This is a genomic window from Clostridium sp. UMB9555A (assembly GCF_030222355.1).
Classification (GTDB): Bacteria; Bacillota; Clostridia; order Clostridiales; family Clostridiaceae; genus Sarcina; species Sarcina perfringens.
The window spans coordinates 1-22,839 of sequence record NZ_JASORQ010000010.1 but is presented as its reverse complement, the minus strand read 5'-3'; the positions used below and the strand labels follow the sequence as shown (position 1 = coordinate 22,839).

The following is a 22,839-nucleotide window of genomic DNA, read 5'->3' as shown; positions in this document are numbered from 1 at the left end:
ATATTTAGTAAGGGGCTGTTAAAATGAAATCAATATTGGAAGATTATAATAAATTTTTAGCTTACTTTGCATTTGTAGTTTTAGCATGCTTAGTATTTTGGAAACTAAACTTTAAAATAATATCTTTAATAATAGCTTTTATATACATAATATATTTAATCTATAAAATATCTGACTTTTTAAGAGAAGAAAAGGATGAGGAAGAAAAGATAGATAAATTATATAAAGATGTAGATGAGAAAGTTAAAGATAATATTTTTAATTTGATTTTCCCATTAACTATATTAAATTCTACTGGTGAAATAATATGGTATAACCATAAGTTTAGTAAGCTTATAAATAGTGAAGATTTGCTAGAAACGAATTTAGTATCTGTTATAAAAGGTGTTGCTTTAGATAAGATCATTAGAACAGGAAAAGAAAATTCTCAAAATATAAAAATAAAAAGTAATATCTATGAAGTTTATAGTGAGGGTTTAAGATTAGATGAATCAGATAAAAAATATTTCTTAGTATTTTTTAATGATGTTACTTATTTAAAGAAGGCCACAAAAGAAAGTATAATGCTTTTAGAAGTTGATAATTTTAGTGAAGTTTTAAAAACAATAGATGATGACAAAAAACCATTACTTATAGCAGAAATAGAAAGAACAATAAATAACTATGGAAATTCATTAAATGCCATGATAAAAAAGTATGATAATAGTAAATATATTTTATCAGTAGACGATGCTATTATTGGCAAGGAAATTTCTAAAAAGTTTGATATACTAGATACTATAAGAGAAATTAACTTAGGAAATGAAATAGAAGTAACCTTAAGCATAGGTGTTGGTAGAGGTGGAGAAACTCCTGCACAAAACCAAGATGATGCCACAAAGGCTAAGGAATTAGCTTTAGGTAGAGGTGGAGATCAAGCAGTTATTAAATCAGGTAAAAATATTGAGTTCTTTGGAGGGAATGCTAAAGAACTTGAAAAGAGAACGAGAGTTAGAGCTAGGGTTGTAGCTCATGTATTAAAAGAACTTGTCTATGAAAGTAGTACTGTTTATATAATGGGACATAAAAATCCTGATATGGATTGTTTTGGTGCTTCATTTGGTTTAGCTTCAGTAGTGAAGAAGTTAGGAAAAAATGTTAATATAGTATTAGAAAAAGATACTAATGCTATAGAATTTTTCTTAGATAGAGTTAAAGAAAAAGAAGAATATAGTAAACTATTTATATCTACTGAAGAAGCTAAAAAGAATATAGATGACAATACTTTATTAATAATAGCAGATGTTAATAGTGCAAACTATGTATTAGATAGAGATTTAACAGAACTTATTGAAAGGGTGGTTGTAATAGACCATCACAGAAGAAGTCCTGAGGATATAAAGGGAGCACTATTAAATTATATTGAGGTATATGCTTCATCTACATCAGAACTTGTTACTGAAATGGTTCAGTATATGTTAGATAAGCCTAAATTAAATAGAATTGAAGCAGAAGGTCTTTTAGCTGGAATTTATATAGACACTAAGAATTTCTCTTTTAAAACCGGTGTAAGAACCTTTGAAGCAGCTTCATTTTTAAGAAGATTAGGTGCAGACACAGTAGAGATTAAAAAAATATTTAGTAATAACTTAGAAAATTATATAGCAAAAGCAGAAATAATAAAATCTGCAAAGGTAGAAAATAAAATAGCAATAGCAGTTTGCCCAGAAAATATTACTGATAATGTTGTGGCAGCTCAGGCTGCTGATGAACTTTTAAATATTACTGGAATACAAGCTTCATTTGTATTAATAAAACTAGGTGAAGATGTTGCTATAAGTGCAAGATCTTTAGGGGATATTAATGTTCAAGTGATTCTTGAAGAACTTGGTGGCGGAGGTCATATGACTATGGCTGGAGCTAAGATTAAGGATGCCACTATTGAAGAGGCTATAGAAAAAATAAAAGAAGCTATTGCAAAAAACTCAAGGGAAGGTGAATAAAATGAAAGTAATATTACTTCAAGACGTTAAAAAATTAGGTAAAAAAGGCGATGTTATAAATGCATCAGATGGATATGCTAGAAACTTTTTATTTCCAAAGAAATTAGCTCAAGAAGCTACTGATAATAATCTTCATATATTAAATAATAAAAAAGAGAACGAAAGAAGACAAAAGTTAGCTGAATTAGAAGCTGCTCAAGCTTTAGCTGCTGATTTAAAAGATAAAGTAATAAAAATAGATGGTAAGGCTGGAGATAATGGAAAATTATTCGGAGCTATAACTAGTAAAGATGTAGCAGGACTTATCAAAAAACAATTTAATGTAGAAGTTGATAAAAAGAAAATTGTTATGGATACAATAAAAATTGCAGGAACTTATAACATAGAAGTTAAACTATATCCAGAAGTTTCAACAAAAATGAAGGTTATGGTTGTTCCTGTTCAATAAGAGGAGGATTCTATTTTGAAATCAATTAAAGAATTAGAGGTTCTACAAGATGTTATGAATAGTGAACTTGGAGTAGAATCTCAAGTTGAAGCACTAAAAGATATAATAAATAACATATTAGACGAAGGTGCATTTAGAGCGAGAGTTATAAGATTTAAAGTACAAAATTATATAAATTCAACTGATCCTTATGAAAGACTTTATGGATTAAGTAAAATTGTTTCTGAAGGAAAGGGATTAAGTGAAGTTCCAACTGAAGAAACTATAAATGAAGCTTTAGAAGATGTTTGTGCTATGATATCAGATGCTATTGCTAGAAGATATGTTCAAAATAAAATAGAAAAAGAAGTTGAACAATTCTTAATGGAAAAGCAAGAAAAGTATGTTGATGAACTTAGAGTAAATATAATGAAAAAGAAAAAAGGTCCAGAAAATGCTAAGACAGAGAAAAAGCTTGAGGAACTTGAAGAACTAGATGAAAGAGTTCCAAATAAGAATATAATGTCTTTATTAAGACCTGATTCATTTGATGAGGTAGTTGGTCAAGAGAGAGCTGTTAAGTCACTTCTTTCAAAACTAGCCTCACCATATCCTCAACATATAATACTTTATGGACCTCCAGGGGTTGGTAAAACAACAGCTGCTAGAATTGCTTTAGAAACAGCTAAGAAACTAAAATCAACTCCATTTGATGATAGATCAAAATTCATAGAGGTTAATGGTACAACTTTAAGATGGGATCCAAGAGAAATCACAAACCCACTTTTAGGTTCAGTACATGATCCAATATATCAAGGGAGCAAAAGAGACTTAGCTGAAATAGGAGTTCCAGAACCAAAACCAGGTTTAGTTACTGAAGCTCACGGAGGTATATTATTCATAGATGAAATTGGAGAATTAGATGAAATACTTCAAAATAAACTTTTAAAAGTTTTAGAAGATAAGAGAGTTGAATTCTCATCATCTTACTATGATCCAGATGATGAAAATACACCTAAATATATAAAATATCTTTTTGATAAGGGAGCTCCAGCAGACTTTGTTCTAATAGGAGCAACTACTAGAGAGCCAGGAGAAATAAATCCTGCTTTACGTTCAAGATGTACAGAGGTTTATTTTGAACCACTATCATCAAGAGATATTGAAAAGATAGTATTAAACGCAGCTAAGAAGCTTAATGTTAAGCTTGAAGAAGGTTTAGAAAAGAAAATAGCTTCTTACACTATAGAAGGTAGAAGAGCTGTAAATATATTAGCAGATGCTTATGGTCATGCTATTTATGGCTTAGAAGGAGAAGTTCCAGAAGACTTAGAAATAACTTCAAAGGATTTAAATGAAGTTGTAAGCATAGGAAGATTTACTCCTTATGAAATACTAGAAAACTTAGAAGAAAAAGAAGTAGGTCATGTTTATGGACTTGGAGTTTCAGGATTCTTAGGCTCAACAATAGAGATTGAAGCTACTGCTTTTAAGGCTAAAAAAAAGGGTGTTGGAAAAATAAGATTCAATGATACTGCTGGTTCAATGGCTAAGGATTCTGTATTTAATGCTGCATCTGTAATAAAAAGGCTAACTGATAAGGATATAAATGACTATGATATACATGTTAACGTAATTGGTGGAGGAAAGATAGATGGACCATCTGCTGGAGCTGCCATTACTATATGTATAATGAGTGCTTTATTAGAAAAGCCAATAAGACAAGACTTAGCTATAACTGGAGAGATTTCTTTAAGAGGAAAGATTAAACCAGTTGGAGGTATATTTGAAAAAATATACGGAGCTAGAAGAAAGGGAATTAAGTTAGTAACTGTTCCTAAGGATAATGAAAATGAAATCCCTAAGGGATTAGAAGATATAGAAGTTAAAGCTATAAGTTCTATAGAAGAGCTTATGGAAATTGCTTTTAATTAAAAAACAGAAAACCTAGATTTATTTCTAGGTTTTTTATTTTGTCTTTTAAATTTACATAGTATAAATAAAACTATAGGTTTTTTACAAGATTTCATGTATTATATATATTGTGATAAAGCATTTTTTCTTGTTATTTTTCTATATATATTGATAAATTTTAATGTATTATATATAGTGGAGTAGTATTTTATTAATTAGTTTATAATTAAAAAATTAATTATATATTATGTAACTAAATTATATTTTTTTGTATAAAGTAATTTATTTGGGTTATATTGGATAATGACTGATGAAATTATAATAGAATATTTAAGTTTAAGAAAAGTTTATAAGATTTAGAGTCTCTTATAAACTTTTAATGATATTAGAAATTTATTTTAAGGGAAAGGAGGAAAACTAGGAATAATGGAAGCACCAGTAATGAAGAGTTTGCCACAAAGTATAGAAGCGGAACAATCTGTTTTAGGGGCAATGATAATAGATAGAACAACCATAGCTCAAGCCGCTGAGGTTTTAAATAAGGATTCATTTTATAGAGATGCTCATAAGGTAATATTTCAAAGTATAATAGAAATGTACCAAAGAGATCAAGCCGTAGACCAATTAACTCTCTTAGAGTATTTAAAATCTACTGATAGACTTGAAAAAGCCGGTGGTATAAGTTATGTAACAGAGATAAGTGCATCTGTACTTAGTACAGTTAACATAAAATCATACATAAAAATAGTTGATGAAAAAGCTATGCTTAGAAGACTTATAAAATCTTCTACAGAAATTATAGAGAATTGTTATAATAATCAAGAAGATGTTGAAAAAGTTATAGATTCAGCAGAGAAGAAAATATTTGATTTATCTGAAAAGAGATCATCAAATGATTTTGAGCCTTTAAGCGTTGTTCTTGAAAGAGGTTTTGAACAGATAGAGGCCATATTTAATAATGAAGGGGAACTTACGGGTGTTGGTTCTGGATTTAAAGATTTGGATGAGATGACATCTGGATTCCAAAAGGGTGATATGGTGCTTATAGCAGCCAGACCATCTATGGGTAAAACAACCTTTGCTCTTAACATAGCAGAACATGCTGCCTTAAGAGAAGGAAAAAGTGTTGTTATATTCTCTTTGGAAATGTCAAAGGAACAGCTTGCATATAAGTTATTATGTTCAGAGGCTAATGTAGATATGTTAAGTCTTAGAACAGGTAAATTAACTCCTGAGGATTGGGACAATATAGCTAGAGCATCAGGCCCTTTAGCATCAGCTAAGATATACATAGATGATACTGCTGGGGTTTCTGTAATGGAAATGAGATCTAAGTGTAGAAGATTAAAAATGGAATATGGAATAGATCTTATACTTATAGACTACTTACAACTTATGAGTGGAAGTGGTGAAAGTAGACAACAAGAGGTTGCGGAGATTTCAAGAAATATAAAAGCTATAGCCAAGGAAATGGAATGTCCTGTTATAGCATTATCTCAGCTTTCTCGTGCTCCAGAGCAAAGAGCAGACCATAGACCTATGTTATCTGACCTTAGAGAATCTGGATCAATAGAGCAGGATGCTGACCTTGTTATGTTCTTATATAGAGATGAGTACTATAACAAGGAAACAGAAGATAAAAATGTTGGAGAATGTATAATAGCTAAGCAGAGAAACGGTCCAGTTGGAACAGTTAAGCTTGCATGGCTTGGTCAATACAGTAAATTTGCAGATTATGAAGCTATTCATAAGGATGTTTAATAAATTTAGGGTGTATCAGAATGCTGATATGCCCTTTAATTTTATTATTGGTAGCTACATATTAAAAGGTATATAATAATTAAAGTATTTATAATTAGATACTAAATAGTTAAAATGACTATTAAGAAATTAAGTTAATGAAATAATTACCATCTGTATTAAAAAGGAGAGGATAATATGAATAAAAAAATTGGATTCATAGGCTGTGGTAACATGGGAAGTGCTATGGTTTTAGGAATATTAAAGTCAGGTATTGTATGCAAAGAAAATATTATTGCATCATGTTCAAGAGAATCAAGTGCAGAAAGAATAAAAAATGAATTAGGAATAAACACAACTCTTGATAACAAAGAAGTTTGTAATAGCAGTGACATAATATTTCTTGCGGTAAAGCCATATATGTATGAAAAAGTTATAAAAGAAATAAGAGATTTTGTAGACTTAAATAAGACTATTGTTACTATAGCAGCAGGAATTAATTTAAGTGATGTTGAAAAATGGTTTAAGAAAGAAACAAAAATAGTTAAGACTATGCCAAATACTCCAGCTTTAGTAGGAGAAGCAATGAGCGCTATTTGTCCTAATGAATTAGTAAATGAAGAAGAATTAAAAGAAGTTATGGATATATTTAATGCTTTTGGAAAATCAGAGGTGTTAAGTGAGAAAGATTTTCATGGATTTATAGCACTTTGTGGTTCATCACCAGCTTATGTTTATATGTTTATAGAAGCTATGGCAGATGCTGCTGTTAGAGAGGGAATAAGCAGAGAAAAAGCTTATAAATTAGCTGCTCAATCAGTATTAGGATCGGCTAAGATGGTTTTAGAAACTGGAGAGCATCCAGCTAAGTTAAAAGACAATGTTTGCTCACCAGGAGGAACAACTATTGAAGCTGTTTTAGAACTAGAAGCGACTGGGTTTAGAAGTTCTGTAATGAGTGCCATGAAAAAATGTTCAAAAAAATCTAAAAAAATGTAATGTTTTTTATTGACAAAAAATAAAAAAACATATATACTTTAATCATGATAATCATTATCAATTAGAGATTGATTATTATTCATGAACTGGATAAAGACAAACACAAACAAACATAACAAACACAAACAAACATAATAAAACTCCTACAAGAACTCCTAGATTTTCTAGGAGTTTTTTTCGTTTAAAATAATAATTTAATCATAAAATTATTATAAAGATGTATTACTGGATTTTTAGTGGCATATAATAGTACAAACAATATTAAGGAGGATTTAAAATGCCAATAGTACATTTCAGAGTTGACGGAAGACTTATTCATGGACAAGTAGCTTTAGCTTGGTCTAAAATGACAAATCCCAATCATATCATAGTTGCCAATGATATGGTTGCTAGCGATCCAAATCAACAAGCAATATTAAAATTAGCTGCTCCAAAGCAAGTAAGAATATCAATGCAGCCAGTTGATAAAGTTATTGCATACTTAAATAGAGGACTAGCTCCAAATGAGAGAGTTTTTCTATTGGTTAAGGATGTAGTAGATGCTAATAGGATCTATGAGGGTGGATTTAAACATATGGATTTGAATATAGGCAACATGACTCATAAACCAAATGCTAAAAAATTAAGTGAAAAACTATTTGTTACAGAAAAAGAGTTTGAAGCATTAAAAAGTTTGTTGGATAAAAAGGTTAATTGCTACTTCCAAATGATTCCGACAGACTCAAAGCAAGATATTAGGGCGTTAGTAGAGGCTTTTAAAAGTTAATTATTTTAAGGGGATTATACAATTTAATAATTAGGGGGATATGTTTATGCAAGAAATAGGAATTATACAAATTTTACTACTCTCTGTATGGGCTTTCCTAAGCATTAATGAGATGCTAGGTCCTTATCTAGGTTTATGGCATAGGCCTTTAATAGCTGGTTTTGGAGCGGGTCTTATCTTAGGAGATATTCCAACTGGTCTTTTTGTAGGGGCTACTTTAGAAATGATGTCTCTTGGAGTTCACTCATATGGTGGGGCTGTTGTTCCAGACTATACTACTGGTGCTATTTTAGGGGTTACTTTTGGTCATTTAACTGGAAGTTATGAAAGTGGTATTGCATTAGGGGTTCCAATAGCTTTATTAGGATCATACTTAGATGTATTAGGAAGATTATCTACTGGAATTTGTGCTCATAAAGCTGATGCACATGCTGCAAATGGAAACTTAAAAGGAATGTGGAGATGGCATTTATTTGGATCAGTTCCATGGGGATTATCAAGAGCAATTCCTGTTTTCGTAGGTGCATTCTTTGGTTCAGAAGTTGCTACTGCATTTATAGAAAAGGTTCCTGTATGGTTAACTAATGGATTCGCTGCTGCAGGACGTGCAATGCCAGCATTAGGGGTTGCAATATTATTAAACTACTTACCAATAACCAAACAATGGTATTTCGCTATCATGGGATTCATATTAGTATGTTTCTTAAACTTACCAATGATTGCAGTTGGTTTAATAGGTCTTATAACTGCTGTTATTTACGTTGAGTTATATCATAAAAATGATGGAGCTAAAGTAAATAATGAGGAAGATTTTGAGCAGATAGGAGGCGAATTCTAATGGAATCTAAAATAACAAAAAAAGATTTATGGCAAGTCTTTTTGAACCATTTATTATTACAAATTTCTTGGTCATATGAAAGAATGCAGGCTTTAGGATTTGCAATTTCTATATCACCAATTTTAAAGAAGGTTTATAAAGATGACCCAGAGGGTATGAAAAAAGCTTTAACTAGACACATGGAATTCTTTAATACTTGTCCTAACTATGGTGCAACCGTTATCTTAGGTATAGTTGCTGCTTTAGAAGAACAAAAAGCAGATCCAGATCTTATAAGAGGTATTAAAACTGGTATGATGGGACCTTTAGCAGGTATCGGAGATAGTATGATGTTTGCAATCTTAGGACCATTACTAATATCTATACCAGCCTCTATGGCTTTAACTGAAGACTTTACTGGTGCATTAATAGCTCTTATAATTACACAAATCATATTCATAAGCTGGAACTTATTTGTTAAGTGGAAACTTATAACTTTAGGTTACCAAAAGGGTGCAGATTTAGCTACAAGCTCAGCTGGCATGATGGATAAGGTTACTTTTGGAGCTGGAATCGTAGGATTAATAGTTGTTGGAGGTATGATTGGTTCAATAATCAATATTACAACTCCAATCCAAGCTAACTTTGGAGGATATGAATTTGTTCTTCAAACAACTTTAGATAGTTTATTCCCTAAACTACTTCCGGTTTTAGCTGTTTTAGGAGTATTCCACTTATTAAGAAATAAAAAGTGGAGCCCAGTTAAAATTGTTATATGTATGTTCATATTATTCACAACTTTAGGTGCTTTAGGAATAGTTGCATAATTTAAATAAGTATATTTTGTTTTGATTTAAGGTGGGCTGTATCAAGGGTTAGTAATAAAGCTTAAAAGAATATTATTAAAATTACTTATTAATATTGTTTGTGAGTTTTATTAAAAAGTCATTTTGATACAGTCCATATGTTAATAAATAGGTTTTTAGGAGGTAAAGAAGGATGATAGGTGTAATAGTAGCAACTCACGGAGAAATGGCAAAGGGATTATTTGATGCAATAGATATGATTTGTGGAACTCAAGAGAAATTTAGCATAGTATCTTTAAAAAGAGGACAAGATGCAGAAAGTTTTGGTGAAGAGCTTAGAGAAAAAATAAATGAATTAAATAGTGATGAGGGAGTGGTGGTTCTTGTAGACTTATTAGGAGCAACTCCAATGAATCAATCAGCATTAAATTTATATAAATCAGATAAGGTAGAGGTAATAACAGGGGTAAACTTGCCTATGGTTGTTACTGCAACAATGGAGAGAGATTGTTTTAGTGATATAAAAGAATTGGTTGAAAAGATAAAAAATGATGGCAAAGATAGTGTTTGTAGTGTGAGAGAATTATTAAACATATAAGAAAGTGAGGAGACCAATGAAAACTTTTATGATTATTTTATTAGTTCTAGTAGCAATATTTTTAGTTTGGTATATTGTTAGTTTTAAAGGTGTTAACAAAGATAAAGCTAGGATAATAGAGCAACAGATTAATTTAAAAGTAGGCTCAAATGTTGTTTTAAGTAGTGGTATACATGGAAAGGTTTCAAAGGTTAATAAAGAAACTGTAGAGATTATAATAGACAAAACAAAAAATATTACTATGACTGTAGAAAGGTATTGTGTCTCTAAGGTTTTATAAAATTGAAAATAATTATTTTTAAAAACTCACAGCTTTTATATACTGTGAGTTTATGCTTTATAGAGAAAAATATTGAAAAAAAATAGTAAATATGATAACACTATAAATAGTATTATTAGAATTTAGGGGTGGAAGAATGTTTAAGAGAAGCAGGGGCATAGCCCTGTATCATCAATTAGAAACAGAGCTAATTGATCTTATAAATAGCGGAGAACTTAAAGAAAATGATAAGTTACCATCTGAAAGAGAATTATGTGAGCAATATAATGTTAGTAGAACAACAGCTAGGCAAGCTATTGGAGAATTAGAAAGAAAAGAGTATGTATATAAGGTACATGGAAAGGGAACTTTTATATCTCCTAAAGTGTATAAACAGCAATTATTAAAATTTTATAGTTTTACTGAAGAGATGAAAAAGCTTGGGAAAAATCCATCTTCAAAAATATTATCCTTTGATTTAATAAGAGCTGACAAGAAGATTGCAGAGAAATTAAGAGTGGAAGAAAATTCACTGGTATATAAGATATTAAGGCTAAGAATAGCAGATGAAGTGCCAATGATGGTAGAATGCACTTATTTACCTGAATATAGATTTATTGATTTAAAAGAGAAGATGCTTAAAGAAAAGCCTATGTATGATATATTTAGAGAAGTTTATAATGTGAGTTTAACTAAGGCTAAGGAAAGCTTTAAACCTATATTAATTTCAAAGAGTGATTCAAAATTATTAAATGTAGAATATGATACAGCTGCAATGAGAATTGAAAGAATTACCTTTGAAAATGAAAGGGTTATAGAGTATACAGTAAGTGTTTCAAGAGGAGATAAATTTGAATACACTGTAGTTTTAGAAGAAGATTAATAAAGTAAAGAGACATCAAAAAAATTGATGTCTCTTTTATATATAAAATTAAATAATTAAGCTTTACCGTTACTACCACAAAGCAGAATCTTATGTTCAACTATTTTCTTCATAGCCTCTTTACCTGGAGTCATATATTTTCTTGGGTCATTAGCTTTTGGATTAGCTATGAAATAATCTTTTACTGCATCTGAAAATGGAATCTTTAAATCTGTAGCAACATTAACCTTGCATATTCCAAGTTCTATAGCTTTCTTAACTAATTCATCTGGAACGTCAGATGCACCATGTAAAACTAAAGGTACAGATACCTTTTCTCTAATTTTAACTAATCTATCAAAGTCTAATTTAGGAGTTCCTTTATATAATCCATGAGCAGTTCCAATTGCTATAGCTAGTGAGTCTACACCTGTTCTTTCAACAAATTCTAAAGCTGCATCAGGGTCTGTATATGCTCCTTCATTTTCATCTACCACTAAGTCATCTTCAATTCCAACAAGTTTACCAAGTTCAGCTTCAACAGTAGCATCATACCTATGAGCAAAGTCTACAACTTCCTTTACCATGCTTACATTGTCTTCAAAGGAAAGATGGGAAGCATCTATCATACAAGATTTAAATCCAGTTAATATATGACTTTTTATAAGCTTTGGATCTTCAAAATGATCAAGGTGAATTGCTATTGGAATATCGTATTTTTGAGAGGCTACCTCAGCCATAGCTACTATATAATCTGGACCAGCATAATCAATAGTTCCAGGAGTACCTGCAATTATAACAGGGGATTTAAGCTCAGCGGCAGTCTCAACAACTACTTGAAAAGTTTCTAGGTTGTGTATGTTAAAAGCAGGAATAGCATATCCTCCTTTTTGAGCTCTTAAAAGCATATCTTTAGTAGATTTAATTTTATTCATAAAAAACACCTCTCATAAATTAATTATTATATTCGTGAATTATAACTCCTTGAACAACTCTATTAACTGTTCCATCAGGTCTTGGATTATCAGGAGAAATTCCAAGTCTTAAAGAGTTAAAGAAAGAAATCATTTGACCAAATATTATATAATTAAATGCTATAAATGTATCATCTAATTTAGATCCATTAGCTGTTATATATTTATGAGAAATTTCCTTAAGATTTTCTCTGTCAAAATAACTTAAAACAGCAACTTTTTGAGTACCTTCATCATTATAAACTTCTTTTATTAAGTCATAATCATAAAGAGCTGTATAATCATTTGTAGAGCATAAGAATATAACTAAAGTATTATTATTTATTATTGACTTAGGACCATGTCTAAAGCCTAAGATTGATTCACAAACAGTAACTTGTTTACCAGAAGTTAATTCTAAATTTTTAAGAGCCATTTCATGGCAAAGACCCTTTAAGGCGCCAGAACCCACATAAACAATTCTTTCTGATCCTAAATCTGAAATTGCTTTTGCATCTTCCCATTGAGTATCAAGAGAAGCTTGTCCTTTAGTAGCTAATTCTTCAACGATTTTTTTATTTTCTTCTAGATTAGCTATATCAAATAAAAGTAGAGTAGCTAATGTCATACAAGTAAAGGAACTTGTCATAGCAAAACTCTTATCATTTGATTTTTCTGGCATTAATAAAACTAAGTTTCCTTCTTTTTCTTGGGACTTCTTAGCAAGCTCACCATCTTTATTACAAGTAACAACTATGTGCGCTAGATTTTTAACTTTCTTTTCAAATAAATCATAAGTTCCAACACTTTCTGGGCTATTACCAGAACGAGCATAAGAAACTAAGATAGTATTTGCATTTTCATCTATATATTCATCTGGGTTTGAAACAAAGTCAGTAGTTGCTATAGCTTCAACCCTTTTACCTAACTTTTTAGCTAAATAAAGGTATATAGTATCTCCCACATAGGCAGATGTTCCTGCTCCAGTTAAGATTATTCTTACATTGTCTTTATTTAAATTTTTCTCTAAGAATTTATTTATAGCTTCTTTATTATTTTCTACTATGTTTAAAGTCTCTCTCCATAATTCTGGTTGTTGATATATTTCATTAGCTGTATAAGTGGCTTTTAAGTTGGATAATTCCTCTTGAGTAAATCCAAAAATTTTATTCATAAATCTCACCCCTATTATAATGTTGTCATTACCAGTTGGTATAAATAAAAAAGCACCAAAGATAATGATGTTATTACAAGTTAATATTACAATATTATCATAATAAATGTCAATAATTTACTAGTAACTTTGAAGAAATACCAATATAAAATTAAAATGCTTATATTAGTATTTAATGCTAATTATTTAAAAATAAAATGAGCATATATAATTACATATGCTCATTAAAAAAGAATTATTTATCTTTACCAAAAACTTTTTCTTTTAATTTAAGTCCTGTTTTAGTAATTGCTAAACCACCTAAGGCAGTTTCTCTTAGAGAAGCAGGTAAAGATTTTCCTACTCTATACATAGCTTCAACTGTATCATCAAAAGGAATCTTGCTATGTATGCCTGCCATAACTAAGTCGGCAGTTGTTAAGGCACTAACTGCTCCTGCAAAATTTCTTTTAGCACAAGGCACTTCTACTAAGCCAGCTATTGGATCACAAACTAGACCAAGTATATTCTTAAATACTATTGCACCTGCATCTAAAGCCATTTCAGGAGTTCCACCCATCATTTCTACAGTGGCAGCAGCTCCCATAGCAGCAGCAGATCCACATTCAGCTTGGCATCCACCTTCAGCACCGGCTAATGTTGCGTTTTGCGCAATTATCATACCTACGGCTGAGGAAGCTAATAAACCTTGAATAAGTTCTTCATCACTTAGATTTAATCTTTCTCCTACTGTTAATATTACAGCAGGTAATATTCCACAAGAACCAGCTGTTGGACATGCTACTATTCTTCCCATAGAAGCATTTACCTCTGAACAAGATAAGGCTCTTGCCATAGCACCAACCATAACATCACCAGTTAAAGTATTACCTTTTTCTAAGTATTTTTTTAATTTATAAGCATCTCCGCCAATTAATCCGCTTACAGAATAAACTTCTTTTTCTTGTCCTTCATTAGCTGCCTCTTTCATAACTTGAAGAACTTTTTCCATACCTTTGATTACATCTTTTCTAGTACAGTTTTTACTTTCCATTTCATATTGAATTGCATATTCAGCTAAGGAGAAATTATTCTCTCTACATATTTTTAATAATTCAGCATCATTTCTTGCAATCATCTAAATATCCTCCTTTACTGGATTTATAACAACTAGTTTTTCAACAGCTTCAACTTTTTTGATTTCATCAATAATGTCCTTTGTAATAGGGCTATCCATTTCAAAGACCATTCTTGCAGCCTTTCCTCTTTCTGTTCTAAAGACTTTCATGAAAGCTATATTAATATTATGCTCATAAACTATTGCTGTTACTTTAGATACAGCTCCAGGAATATCTTTATGTGAAATTATTAGTGTTGGGTATTCACCAGTAAATTCGACAACGCTACCATTTACCTCTGTGATTTTAATACTTCCACCACCTATTGATGATCCTACTATTTCATGAAAAACACCATCAATATCTTCAATTATAAATTTAACTGTATTAGGATGTGCATCTCCTAAATCAACTTCTTTAAACTCTATTTCAATATTTTTTTCTTTTGCTATTTCTAAAGAATTTCTAAGGTGTGTATCAGAAGGTTCCATTCCAAGGATACCTGCTACTAAAGCTTTATCTGTACCATGACCTTTATAAGTTTTACCAAAAGAACCGTGTAAAAGAAAAGTAACTTTTTTCATTGGTTTACCACAGATAGCTCTAGCTACTTTTCCAAGTCTAGCAGCCCCTGCAGTATGAGAGCTAGATGGTCCAATCATAATTGGTCCAAGGATATCGAAAACACCATATGTATTCATTTTTTATCCTCCTTTGTTATGTGTAATAAAATAAGATGTTTTAGTGTCTAATTAAGTAATTAATTCGTTAAATATAGTATAACATTTTTAAAAATCAAAATTGAAATTTTACCTAAATTTAATGTTAATAATTTAATTAGTTTTAGAAGCAAAAATATTTAGTAAAAAATCAATTTATTGATAAGAATAAGTATAAGGAAAAAGAGCAATATTAATGAGAATTTTGACGAAGAAATATTATTAAATTAAATATTATTTAATTGAATTAAATAAAATGAACTTTGAGGCTGAAAATATGTTAAAATATTCGTTTTTATTGCCTTGACCTAAGAGTTTTACTCTGTTAATATGGTATAGGACAATGAAATTTATAGCAAAAATACCTATAAATACGAACGTTGTCTGCTCGGGAAAAGTTAATCAACCGTTATGGTTTATAAAAAAAGAATGTTAATGTTCTTTTTATAAGGAGGAAATAAAAAATGTCAGCATTTGTTGTATTAGGAGCTCAATGGGGAGACGAAGGAAAAGGAAAAATGACAGATTACTTAGCAGAAGAGGCAGAAGTAGTTGTTAGATTCCAAGGAGGAAATAACGCTGGACATACAGTTGAAGTTGAAGACAAACAATACAAGTTACACTTAATACCTTCAGGAATATTACATGACGAGAAATTAAACGTAATAGGAAATGGTGTTGTAGTAGATCCTAAAGCACTATTTACAGAAATAGATTATTTAGAAGGCTTAGGAGTAAAAGTAACTCCAGAGAAATTAATAGTTAGTGATAGAGCACATCTTATAATGCCATACCACATAACTTTAGATAAGTTAAAAGAAAAAGCTAGAGGAAAAAATGATATAGGAACTACTTGCAAAGGAATAGGTCCTTGTTATACAGATAAATATGAAAGATCAGGAATAAGAGTTTGTGACCTTATGCATAAGGATTCTTTTGCTGAAAAATTAAGAATAAACATCGAAATGAAAAATGGATACATCAAATTATTAGGTGGAGAAGAGTTAAACTTCGATGAAATATACAATGAATATATGGCATTTGCTGAAAGATTAAGACCATATGTTAAAGATACTTCAGTTGAAATATACAATGCTATCCAAGCTGATAAAAATGTATTATTTGAAGGAGCTCAAGGAATGCTTCTTGATATAGACTATGGAACTTATCCATATGTTACATCATCAAACACAACTTCATGTGGAGTTGCTAGTGGAGCAGGTATAGGACCAAACATGGTAACTAATGCTGTTGGTATAGCTAAAGCTTATACTACAAGAGTTGGTAAAGGACCATTCCCAACAGAGCTTGAAAATGAAACTGGTGATTGGATAAGAGAAAAAGGTCATGAGTACGGAGTAACTACAGGAAGATCAAGAAGATGTGGTTGGTTAGACCTTGTTATCTTAAAAACTACTACAAGAGTTTGTGGATTAACTTCATTAGTAGTAACTAAAATAGATACATTAGCTGGATTAGATAAAATACAAATGTGTGTTGGATATGAATTAGATGGAAAAGTTATAGATTACTTCCCAGCTAGTTTAGAAGATTTAGCTAGATGTAAACCAATATACGAAGAGTTCGAAGGATGGGGCGAAGAAGTTGCTGATGCAAGAAGCTACGACGAGTTACCAGAGAATGCTAAAACTTACTTAAGAAGAATAGAAGAGTTCACAGGAACTAAAGTTTCTATAGTTGGTGTTGGACCAAAGAGAAATCAAACTATAAGAGTAAGAGAAGAACTTTAATAAGTAGTAAAGAATAATTAGTTTAAAATAGCTTAAGATTATTTAATCTTAAGCTATTTTTTATTTTAGGGTATAATATTTTTAAATTAATTTAGAATAAAAGTATGTAAGTTAAGAGGAGAATTGTATGGGATATATAATGGATTTAAGAAAAGAACTTCCTAATCCACATAGACCACTTATAATGTGTTCAGCTGGAATTATAATAATTGATAAAAAGGGAAGAGTATTATTACAAAAAAGAACTGACAATAATAAATGGGGACTTCCTGGAGGAAGCTTAGAGCTTGGAGAAAGTTTTGAGGAAGCTGCTATTAGAGAGGCATATGAAGAAGTTGGGCTTAGGGTTAAGAGTTTAAGCTTGTTTAATGTTTACTCTGGTAAGGAGTGTTACAATAAGTATCCTAATGGAGATGAGATTTATAATGCATCTTCTATATTTATTTCCAATGATTATGAAGGAGAAGTAGTCTTAGATGGAGAAGAAAGCGCAGATGCTGTATTTTTTAATAAGAGTGATATTCCTTCGTTAGAAGAGGTTAATCCCCCAGATAGGATTGTGATAAAAGATATAATAGGAAAGTTAAATATAGAAGAGTATATATAAGTTTTATTTTAAAAATTATAATCCAGAGTGAAATACTTGTATTTGAAATTTATAGGGAGTATAATTAAGGATATAACTTTTAATTTAATTAAGAGAGGTGTAGTTTATTATGATAACTAAAGACATGACAATTGGAGAAGTAATAAGAAAAATGCCAACAGCTGCTGAGGTATTAATGAGCTTTGGTATGGGATGTGTTGGATGTCCATCAGCTCAAGCAGAAACTTTAGAAGAGGCTGCAATAGTTCACGGAATAAACTTAGATGATTTAATAGAAGCTATAAATAAAATAGAATATTAATTTTAAGCTCTGTTTAAAATAAGAAGTGCTTTTTCATAAGTGCTTCTTATTTTTATACTATTTACTTTAAAAGTTAATTATTAAGTTTAAATATAAGATTAATTTAAATACATTATTTGTAAATTGTATATTTAAAAAATTTTTTTGAAAAAATAAAAATAACTATTGCTAAATAATAATTATTATTATATAATAATGACATAAGGTTGATGAGGAAATACATCAACAAAAAACACTTAAATAAAGACTTTTAAATTATGATATAAATTGAAATTAGATAAATTGTTTGTTTTGTAGGAGGAATAAGATTATGAAAAAATTTGTTTGTACAGTATGTGGATATGTTTATGAAGGAGAAAAAGCACCAGAAAAATGCCCAGTATGTGGAGTTGGAGCTGACAAATTCGTAGAACAAGGAGAAGATTTAGCATTTGCAGATGAGCACAGAATCGGAGTTGCTAAAGGTGTAGATGAAAGAATAATCGAAGGATTACAAGCTAACTTTGTAGGAGAATGTACAGAAGTAGGAATGTACTTAGCTATGTCAAGACAAGCTGACAGAGAAGGATTCCCAGAAGTTGCTGAAGCTTATAAAAGAATAGCTTTCGAGGAAGCAGAGCACGCTGCTAAATTCGCAGAAATGTTAGGAGAAGTTGTAGAAGCTGATACAAAAGCTAACTTACAAGCAAGAGTAAATGCAGAGCATGGAGCTTGCCAAGGTAAAAAAGACTTAGCTACTTTAGCTAAACAATTAAACTTAGATGCAATCCACGACACAGTTCACGAAATGTGTAAAGACGAAGCTAGACACGGAAAAGCTTTCGCTGGATTATTAAACAGATACTTTAAATAAGAATCCATCACAAATTGTTTGTATTGATATATTTATAAAGAAAACACCACTAAAACACCTAGTTTAGTGGTGTTTTTCTAGTTTGAAAGGTATTTTTTGATTTGATATACTTCCAAATGAGGAGTGATTAAAATGGGGAAAGCTTATGAAAAAGTTTATGAAGTTACTTATGGAGAAACAGATGGAAGAAAAGACTGTAGAATAACTTCAATGATGAACTTTTTTTCAGACTGTTGCTTAAGTCAAGAAGAAAAGAATTCAATGAACTATGCAGATAATAGCAGTGAAACTACTTGGGTATTTTTTGATTATGAAATAATAGTTAATAGATATCCAAGATATAGAGAGAAAATTAAGGTAAAAACTTATGTTGAATCTATAAGAAAGTTTTATTCTAACAGAGTATTTGAGGCTTATGATATGGATGGGGCCTTAGTAGCTAGAGCTGATGTATTAGCATTCTTAATAAACAAAAAAACTAGAAGACCAGCTAGAATAAGCGACGAAGAATATGAGATTCATGGATTAAGTAAGGAGTCTTCAAAATTATTAAGAAAAAAATTAAACTTTGAGAAATTTGATAAAGAAGATTTAGAGATGAAATTTCACATAAGATATTTAGATATAGATCTAAATATGCATGTAAGTAATATTAAGTATGTAGAGTGGATTTTAGAAACAGTACCAGTTGATATCGTTTTAAATTACAAAATGAAAAAAATAAAAATAAAATTTGAAAAAGAAATTACATATGGTCATAATGTAATTATAAAGTCAAAAATAATTAAGGGTGAAGATGAAGTAAAGGTTCTTCATAAAGTAGAAAATGAAGAGGGAGAAAGCATTACTTTAGCAGAAACTTATTGGTATTAAAATTTTTCTAGGAGAATTAATTATGAGCGAAAATAAATTTATGAAAAAATATGATGTACTATATTATGATTCAGATGTTAATGAAAACATAAGAATGGTTCCACTTATGAAAATCTTTGGTGATGTATCTGCAATCCATGAGGAAGAGTTAGCTTATGAAGGAATTAAGTATTTAAAAGATCATGAATTAAGTTGGATTATTTATAGTTATTCAATAGATATAAAAAAGCCAATACCATATAAAAGTTCAATAAATGTGGAAACTTATCTAGAAGGAATAAAGAAATTTTATGCTTGTAGAGTATATAAAGTTTATAATGAAAAAAATGAACTTGTGGCTGAAGGTAAGATTATTTTCTTACTAATAGATTTAGAGAAGCGTAGAGCTGTGAGAATTCCTAAGGAGTATTGTGAGTTAATAAACATGAGTGATACTGGAGAAGTAGAGTTAAAATCAACTAAGGTGGAAAAATTAATTAGAGAAGATTTAGAATCAAATATTTCTGTAAGAAGAAGTGATATAGATTTTAATAAACATGTTAATAACACTAAATACTTAGAATGGACTATGGAGGCTACACCAGAGTGTATTTTAGATGAATATAGCCTTATATCAGCTAAAATAAAGTATGAGAAGGAAGTTAGACTTGGAGATGATGTAAATATTATCTGCCAATGGGATGAGATTGAAGAAGGTTATAAGTGCCTTTACAAGATTGTAAACAATAGATTAGGTGAAGTTTCAGCCTCAATAGAAACAATTTGGAAAAAAGAGTTTTAAAAGTAATAAAACCCTCGGTATGGCTAGGAGTTTGTAGCCTAGTTATACCAAGGGTTTTGTATTATATAAAAATAAATTTTATTTAATTAAAAAATATATTATTCATAGAAAATATATTACTGAAGGGTACAAGAAAGTGCAGCAGTAAATCCAGAACTCCAAGCCCATTGAAGATTAAATCCTCCACAATCACCATCTACATCTAACAATTCACCACAAAAATAAAGATTATCTACTAACTTTGACTGAAGAGTTTCAGAATCAACTTCCTTTGTATTTATTCCACCAGTAGTTACCTGAGCTGCTTGGAAGCCATTTGTTCCAATACATTTAAATTCCCAAGATTTCATAAGGCTTATTAAGGCTTTTTTCTCTTTCCAAGTAAGTTCATAACATGGTTTATGTAAATTATCTATACCTGCTTCTCTTAATAATATAGGTATCATTTTCTTGTTAACAACACCTATAAGTGAGTTTATAACTTCTCTACAAGAAAAAACAGCAAAATGTCCTTCTAAGAAATCTTCTAACTCTTTTAATGATTTATCAGGCATCATATCAACTAATATTTTAACCTCTTTACCTTTAAAGCATCCTAAGGAAGCTTCTCTAGATATTTGTAATATTGGAGGGCCAGATATGCCGTAGTCTGTAAAAAGAATCTCTCCAAATTCTTTTCTAATACTTTTTCCATCACATAAAACTTCAGCATAACCATTAAACTTTATTCCTGATAAAGCCTTAAGTTTATTGTGAGATAGTTTTAATTGTACTATAGCTGGATTAGGTTCAATAATAGAGTGGCCTAAACTTTTAGCAAGAGTATATCCAGAGCCATCAGAACCTGTTTTAGGAGCAGATTTTCCTCCACAAGCCATTATTAACTTTTTACACTTAATCACAGGTGAATACTCATTTCCTGTGGATAAAGTAAATTTTCCTTTAGATTTATGGATAGATTTTACTTTGTAAGAATTATAAACAGGAATTTCACGTTCTTCTAAGGCCATTTTTAAAATATCTACAACGGAAGATGCCTGTAAAGATTGAGGATAATTCTTTCCTTTTTCAAGTTCTATTATTGGTAATCCTAGATTAAGAAAAAAGGCTTTTGTATCTTCTACGGAAAATTTATTTAAAGATTTAATAAAAAATCCATCATTTGTACTATGAAAGTTCTCAAATGGAAAACTTATTAATGAATTTGTTATATTACATCTACCGTTTCCTGTAGTAAGAATTTTTTTACCTATTCTGTCTGTTCCTTCAACTATGGCAACATCTAATCCAAAATCCTTTGCTGTAATTGCAGCTGTCATACCAGAAGCTCCGCCTCCTATAATAACTACATCATGGTATATCATAAGTTTAATTTCTCCCTTCTAAATTTATATATATTAATAATCAAAATAATTTTCTAAAATTCTTATATGTTTAATCATAACATTTCTAACTTTGAATTGTATCATATTTGACTAGTAATAGATACTTAAAGAGAAGAAATTATAAGGTTATATTATTTTATTTAAGGAGTAATACTAAATAATGAGGTGAATATTATGAAATTTAGGATTACCAATGAAAATATAGAGGGGTATAATACAGAATTAAAGATTAGAAGAATGAATTATGATCAAGTAGTGGTAAATTATCAAAATAATTCTGGAATAAAAACATTTAAAATGAATGAAGGAGAATTAGTTTCAGAAGGAGAAGTTGATGATATAATTAAAAAATACAATGATTTATTAAAAATAAAAATAAATAGAGGAACATCAGCTTTGTTTTATAAAGGTATAATAGATTCAATTGAAGAATCTATTGAGGAAGTAAAATCCTTAAAAGTTTTAAATGATTTTACTAAATCAACAAGTAAAAGAGGAATTTGGGATAAAGAGATACTTATATACCTAAACGAGAGCTATCCAATAAAAATTGAAGCAAGTGGAAGAAATTTTAGGGAAGATAGTTATAAGTTCAATATTAAGGTTCTAGAAGAAGCAGAATTCATTGAAATGTGCCATTTTAATATAGGAAAATTAAAGAATCAAATAGGTTGGAGAGAAAGGCAGTTAAATGTCTATAAAAAAATAGTTGAAAAAATAGAAAAAGAGAGTAATTTTGAGCAAAATGGCGAATTATAATTGTAATTTTGTTAAATAGCTATAAATAGCCTAAAATAACTAAAAAAAGTGTTGACATAACTTTAGTTTTTGGGTATTATATTCCTTGTCAGGTCGCCAAGTGCGAAAGACGAAAAACAAAATAAACAAATTTAGTTTAAAGCTAAAACTGGTCAAAAATGATGTGGTTTTAAGAGTTAATGTGGCCCCTTGGTCAAGCGGTTAAGACACCACCCTTTCACGGTGGTAACAGGGGTTCGATTCCCCTAGGGGTCACCAACATGGTCGCATAGCTCAGCTGGGAGAGCACCTGCCTTACAAGCAGGGGGTCACAGGTTCGATCCCTGTTGCGACCACCATAAAACTTTTAATGGCTCAGTAGCTCAGTTGGTTAGAGTGCCGGCCTGTCACGCCGGAGGTCGAGGGTTCGAGCCCCT

At 30.3% G+C, this 22,839-nt stretch carries 23 protein-coding genes and 2 tRNA genes; 20 read left to right on the top strand and 5 right to left on the bottom strand.

Translation table 11 applies throughout. From position 1 onward, the window contains the following. Nucleotides 1-23 precede the first annotated feature (23 nt). The 11 genes from QP548_RS15365 to QP548_RS15315 all read left to right on the top strand — a co-directional run bounded on the left by QP548_RS15365 (nt 24) and on the right by QP548_RS15315 (nt 11,191). Nucleotides 24-1,982, top strand: a complete 1,959-nt coding sequence (locus QP548_RS15365) for a DHH family phosphoesterase (RefSeq protein WP_061429388.1) — start codon at nt 24-26, stop codon at nt 1,980-1,982. A gap of 1 nt (nt 1,983) precedes the next feature. After that, nucleotides 1,984-2,430 carry a 50S ribosomal protein L9 gene (gene rplI, locus QP548_RS15360; RefSeq protein WP_003451030.1) on the top strand — a complete coding sequence of 149 codons (447 nt, stop codon included), beginning with the start codon at nt 1,984-1,986 and terminating at the stop codon, nt 2,428-2,430. Between the two features lie 15 nt (nt 2,431-2,445). Further along, nucleotides 2,446-4,344, top strand: coding sequence for a Lon family ATP-dependent protease (lonC, locus tag QP548_RS15355; RefSeq protein WP_061429387.1), 1,899 nt, complete (start codon nt 2,446-2,448; stop codon nt 4,342-4,344). A 405-nt stretch (nt 4,345-4,749) separates the two neighbouring features. After that, entirely contained in the window at nt 4,750-6,084 is a 1,335-nt protein-coding gene (locus tag QP548_RS15350; protein ID WP_003451036.1) for a replicative DNA helicase, read from the top strand. A 177-nt stretch (nt 6,085-6,261) separates the two neighbouring features. After that, nucleotides 6,262-7,062 (top strand): pyrroline-5-carboxylate reductase, encoded by an 801-nt coding sequence (gene proC / locus QP548_RS15345; protein WP_061429386.1) that lies wholly within the window; start codon nt 6,262-6,264, stop codon nt 7,060-7,062. A gap of 277 nt (nt 7,063-7,339) precedes the next feature. Continuing rightward, on the top strand, nt 7,340-7,828 hold the full coding sequence (locus tag QP548_RS15340; RefSeq protein ID WP_061429385.1) for a PTS sugar transporter subunit IIB: 489 nt from the start codon (nt 7,340-7,342) through the stop codon (nt 7,826-7,828). Nucleotides 7,829-7,874: 46 nt separating this feature from the next. Further along, nucleotides 7,875-8,666 (top strand): PTS mannose/fructose/sorbose/N-acetylgalactosamine transporter subunit IIC, encoded by a 792-nt coding sequence (locus tag QP548_RS15335; protein ID WP_061429384.1) that lies wholly within the window; start codon nt 7,875-7,877, stop codon nt 8,664-8,666. After that, nucleotides 8,666-9,472, top strand: coding sequence for a PTS system mannose/fructose/sorbose family transporter subunit IID (locus QP548_RS15330; RefSeq protein ID WP_061429383.1), 807 nt, complete (start codon nt 8,666-8,668; stop codon nt 9,470-9,472). The genes QP548_RS15335 and QP548_RS15330 overlap by 1 nt, the downstream gene beginning before the upstream one ends. Nucleotides 9,473-9,644: 172 nt before the next feature. Next, nucleotides 9,645-10,049, top strand: a complete 405-nt coding sequence (locus QP548_RS15325; RefSeq protein ID WP_061429382.1) for a PTS sugar transporter subunit IIA — start codon at nt 9,645-9,647, stop codon at nt 10,047-10,049. A 16-nt stretch (nt 10,050-10,065) separates the two neighbouring features. Next, nucleotides 10,066-10,329 carry a preprotein translocase subunit YajC gene (locus tag QP548_RS15320; RefSeq protein ID WP_003450987.1) on the top strand — a complete coding sequence of 88 codons (264 nt, stop codon included), beginning with the start codon at nt 10,066-10,068 and terminating at the stop codon, nt 10,327-10,329. Nucleotides 10,330-10,465: 136 nt separating this feature from the next. Beyond that, entirely contained in the window at nt 10,466-11,191 is a 726-nt protein-coding gene (locus tag QP548_RS15315) for a GntR family transcriptional regulator (RefSeq protein WP_061429381.1), read from the top strand. Between the two features lie 56 nt (nt 11,192-11,247). Here QP548_RS15315 and QP548_RS15310 read toward each other — a convergent pair whose 3' ends face one another. The 4 genes from QP548_RS15310 to sdaAB all read right to left on the bottom strand — a co-directional run bounded on the left by QP548_RS15310 (nt 11,248) and on the right by sdaAB (nt 15,095). Beyond that, the gene (locus QP548_RS15310; RefSeq protein WP_061429380.1) at nt 11,248-12,105 is read right to left on the bottom strand and encodes a tagatose bisphosphate family class II aldolase; all 858 of its coding nucleotides are present in this window, start codon (nt 12,103-12,105) and stop codon (nt 11,248-11,250) included. A gap of 19 nt (nt 12,106-12,124) precedes the next feature. Continuing rightward, the gene (locus tag QP548_RS15305) at nt 12,125-13,297 is read right to left on the bottom strand and encodes an SIS domain-containing protein (RefSeq protein ID WP_061429379.1); all 1,173 of its coding nucleotides are present in this window, start codon (nt 13,295-13,297) and stop codon (nt 12,125-12,127) included. A gap of 235 nt (nt 13,298-13,532) precedes the next feature. Beyond that, nucleotides 13,533-14,414 (bottom strand): L-serine ammonia-lyase, iron-sulfur-dependent, subunit alpha, encoded by an 882-nt coding sequence (gene sdaAA, locus QP548_RS15300; RefSeq protein ID WP_061429378.1) that lies wholly within the window; start codon nt 14,412-14,414, stop codon nt 13,533-13,535. Continuing rightward, nucleotides 14,415-15,095: an L-serine ammonia-lyase, iron-sulfur-dependent subunit beta gene (gene sdaAB, locus QP548_RS15295; RefSeq protein WP_060671275.1), complete on the bottom strand. Its 681-nt coding sequence runs from the start codon at nt 15,093-15,095 to the stop codon at nt 14,415-14,417. A 482-nt stretch (nt 15,096-15,577) separates the two neighbouring features. On the opposite strand from sdaAB, the gene QP548_RS15290 reads away from it, so the two are divergent. From QP548_RS15290 to QP548_RS15265, 6 genes are all read left to right on the top strand, one after another. After that, entirely contained in the window at nt 15,578-16,864 is a 1,287-nt protein-coding gene (locus tag QP548_RS15290) for an adenylosuccinate synthase (protein WP_061429377.1), read from the top strand. A 127-nt stretch (nt 16,865-16,991) separates the two neighbouring features. After that, entirely contained in the window at nt 16,992-17,471 is a 480-nt protein-coding gene (locus QP548_RS15285; RefSeq protein WP_061429376.1) for an NUDIX hydrolase, read from the top strand. 109 nt (nt 17,472-17,580) lie between these two features. Next, the gene (locus QP548_RS15280) at nt 17,581-17,772 is read left to right on the top strand and encodes a DUF1858 domain-containing protein (protein WP_061429375.1); all 192 of its coding nucleotides are present in this window, start codon (nt 17,581-17,583) and stop codon (nt 17,770-17,772) included. A gap of 310 nt (nt 17,773-18,082) precedes the next feature. Continuing rightward, nucleotides 18,083-18,625 (top strand): NADH peroxidase, encoded by a 543-nt coding sequence (locus QP548_RS15275; protein WP_003479396.1) that lies wholly within the window; start codon nt 18,083-18,085, stop codon nt 18,623-18,625. 132 nt (nt 18,626-18,757) lie between these two features. Next, entirely contained in the window at nt 18,758-19,498 is a 741-nt protein-coding gene (locus QP548_RS15270; RefSeq protein WP_003466879.1) for an acyl-[acyl-carrier-protein] thioesterase, read from the top strand. 22 nt (nt 19,499-19,520) lie between these two features. Next, a complete protein-coding gene (locus QP548_RS15265) occupies nt 19,521-20,279 on the top strand; it encodes an acyl-ACP thioesterase domain-containing protein (RefSeq protein WP_011010993.1) in 759 nt (252 codons plus the stop codon). A gap of 116 nt (nt 20,280-20,395) precedes the next feature. Here QP548_RS15265 and QP548_RS15260 read toward each other — a convergent pair whose 3' ends face one another. Then, nucleotides 20,396-21,643: an NAD(P)/FAD-dependent oxidoreductase gene (locus QP548_RS15260; RefSeq protein WP_061429374.1), complete on the bottom strand. Its 1,248-nt coding sequence runs from the start codon at nt 21,641-21,643 to the stop codon at nt 20,396-20,398. A 195-nt stretch (nt 21,644-21,838) separates the two neighbouring features. Here QP548_RS15260 and QP548_RS15255 point away from each other — a divergent pair, with 195 nt between their 5' ends. The 3 genes from QP548_RS15255 to QP548_RS15245 all read left to right on the top strand — a co-directional run bounded on the left by QP548_RS15255 (nt 21,839) and on the right by QP548_RS15245 (nt 22,761). Then, nucleotides 21,839-22,423: a hypothetical protein gene (locus QP548_RS15255; protein ID WP_004455729.1), complete on the top strand. Its 585-nt coding sequence runs from the start codon at nt 21,839-21,841 to the stop codon at nt 22,421-22,423. Nucleotides 22,424-22,606: 183 nt separating this feature from the next. Beyond that, a tRNA-Glu gene (locus QP548_RS15250) sits at nt 22,607-22,681 on the top strand. Nucleotides 22,682-22,685: 4 nt separating this feature from the next. Next, nucleotides 22,686-22,761: transfer RNA gene (locus tag QP548_RS15245), tRNA-Val, on the top strand. The last annotated feature ends 78 nt before the right edge of the window (nt 22,762-22,839 follow it).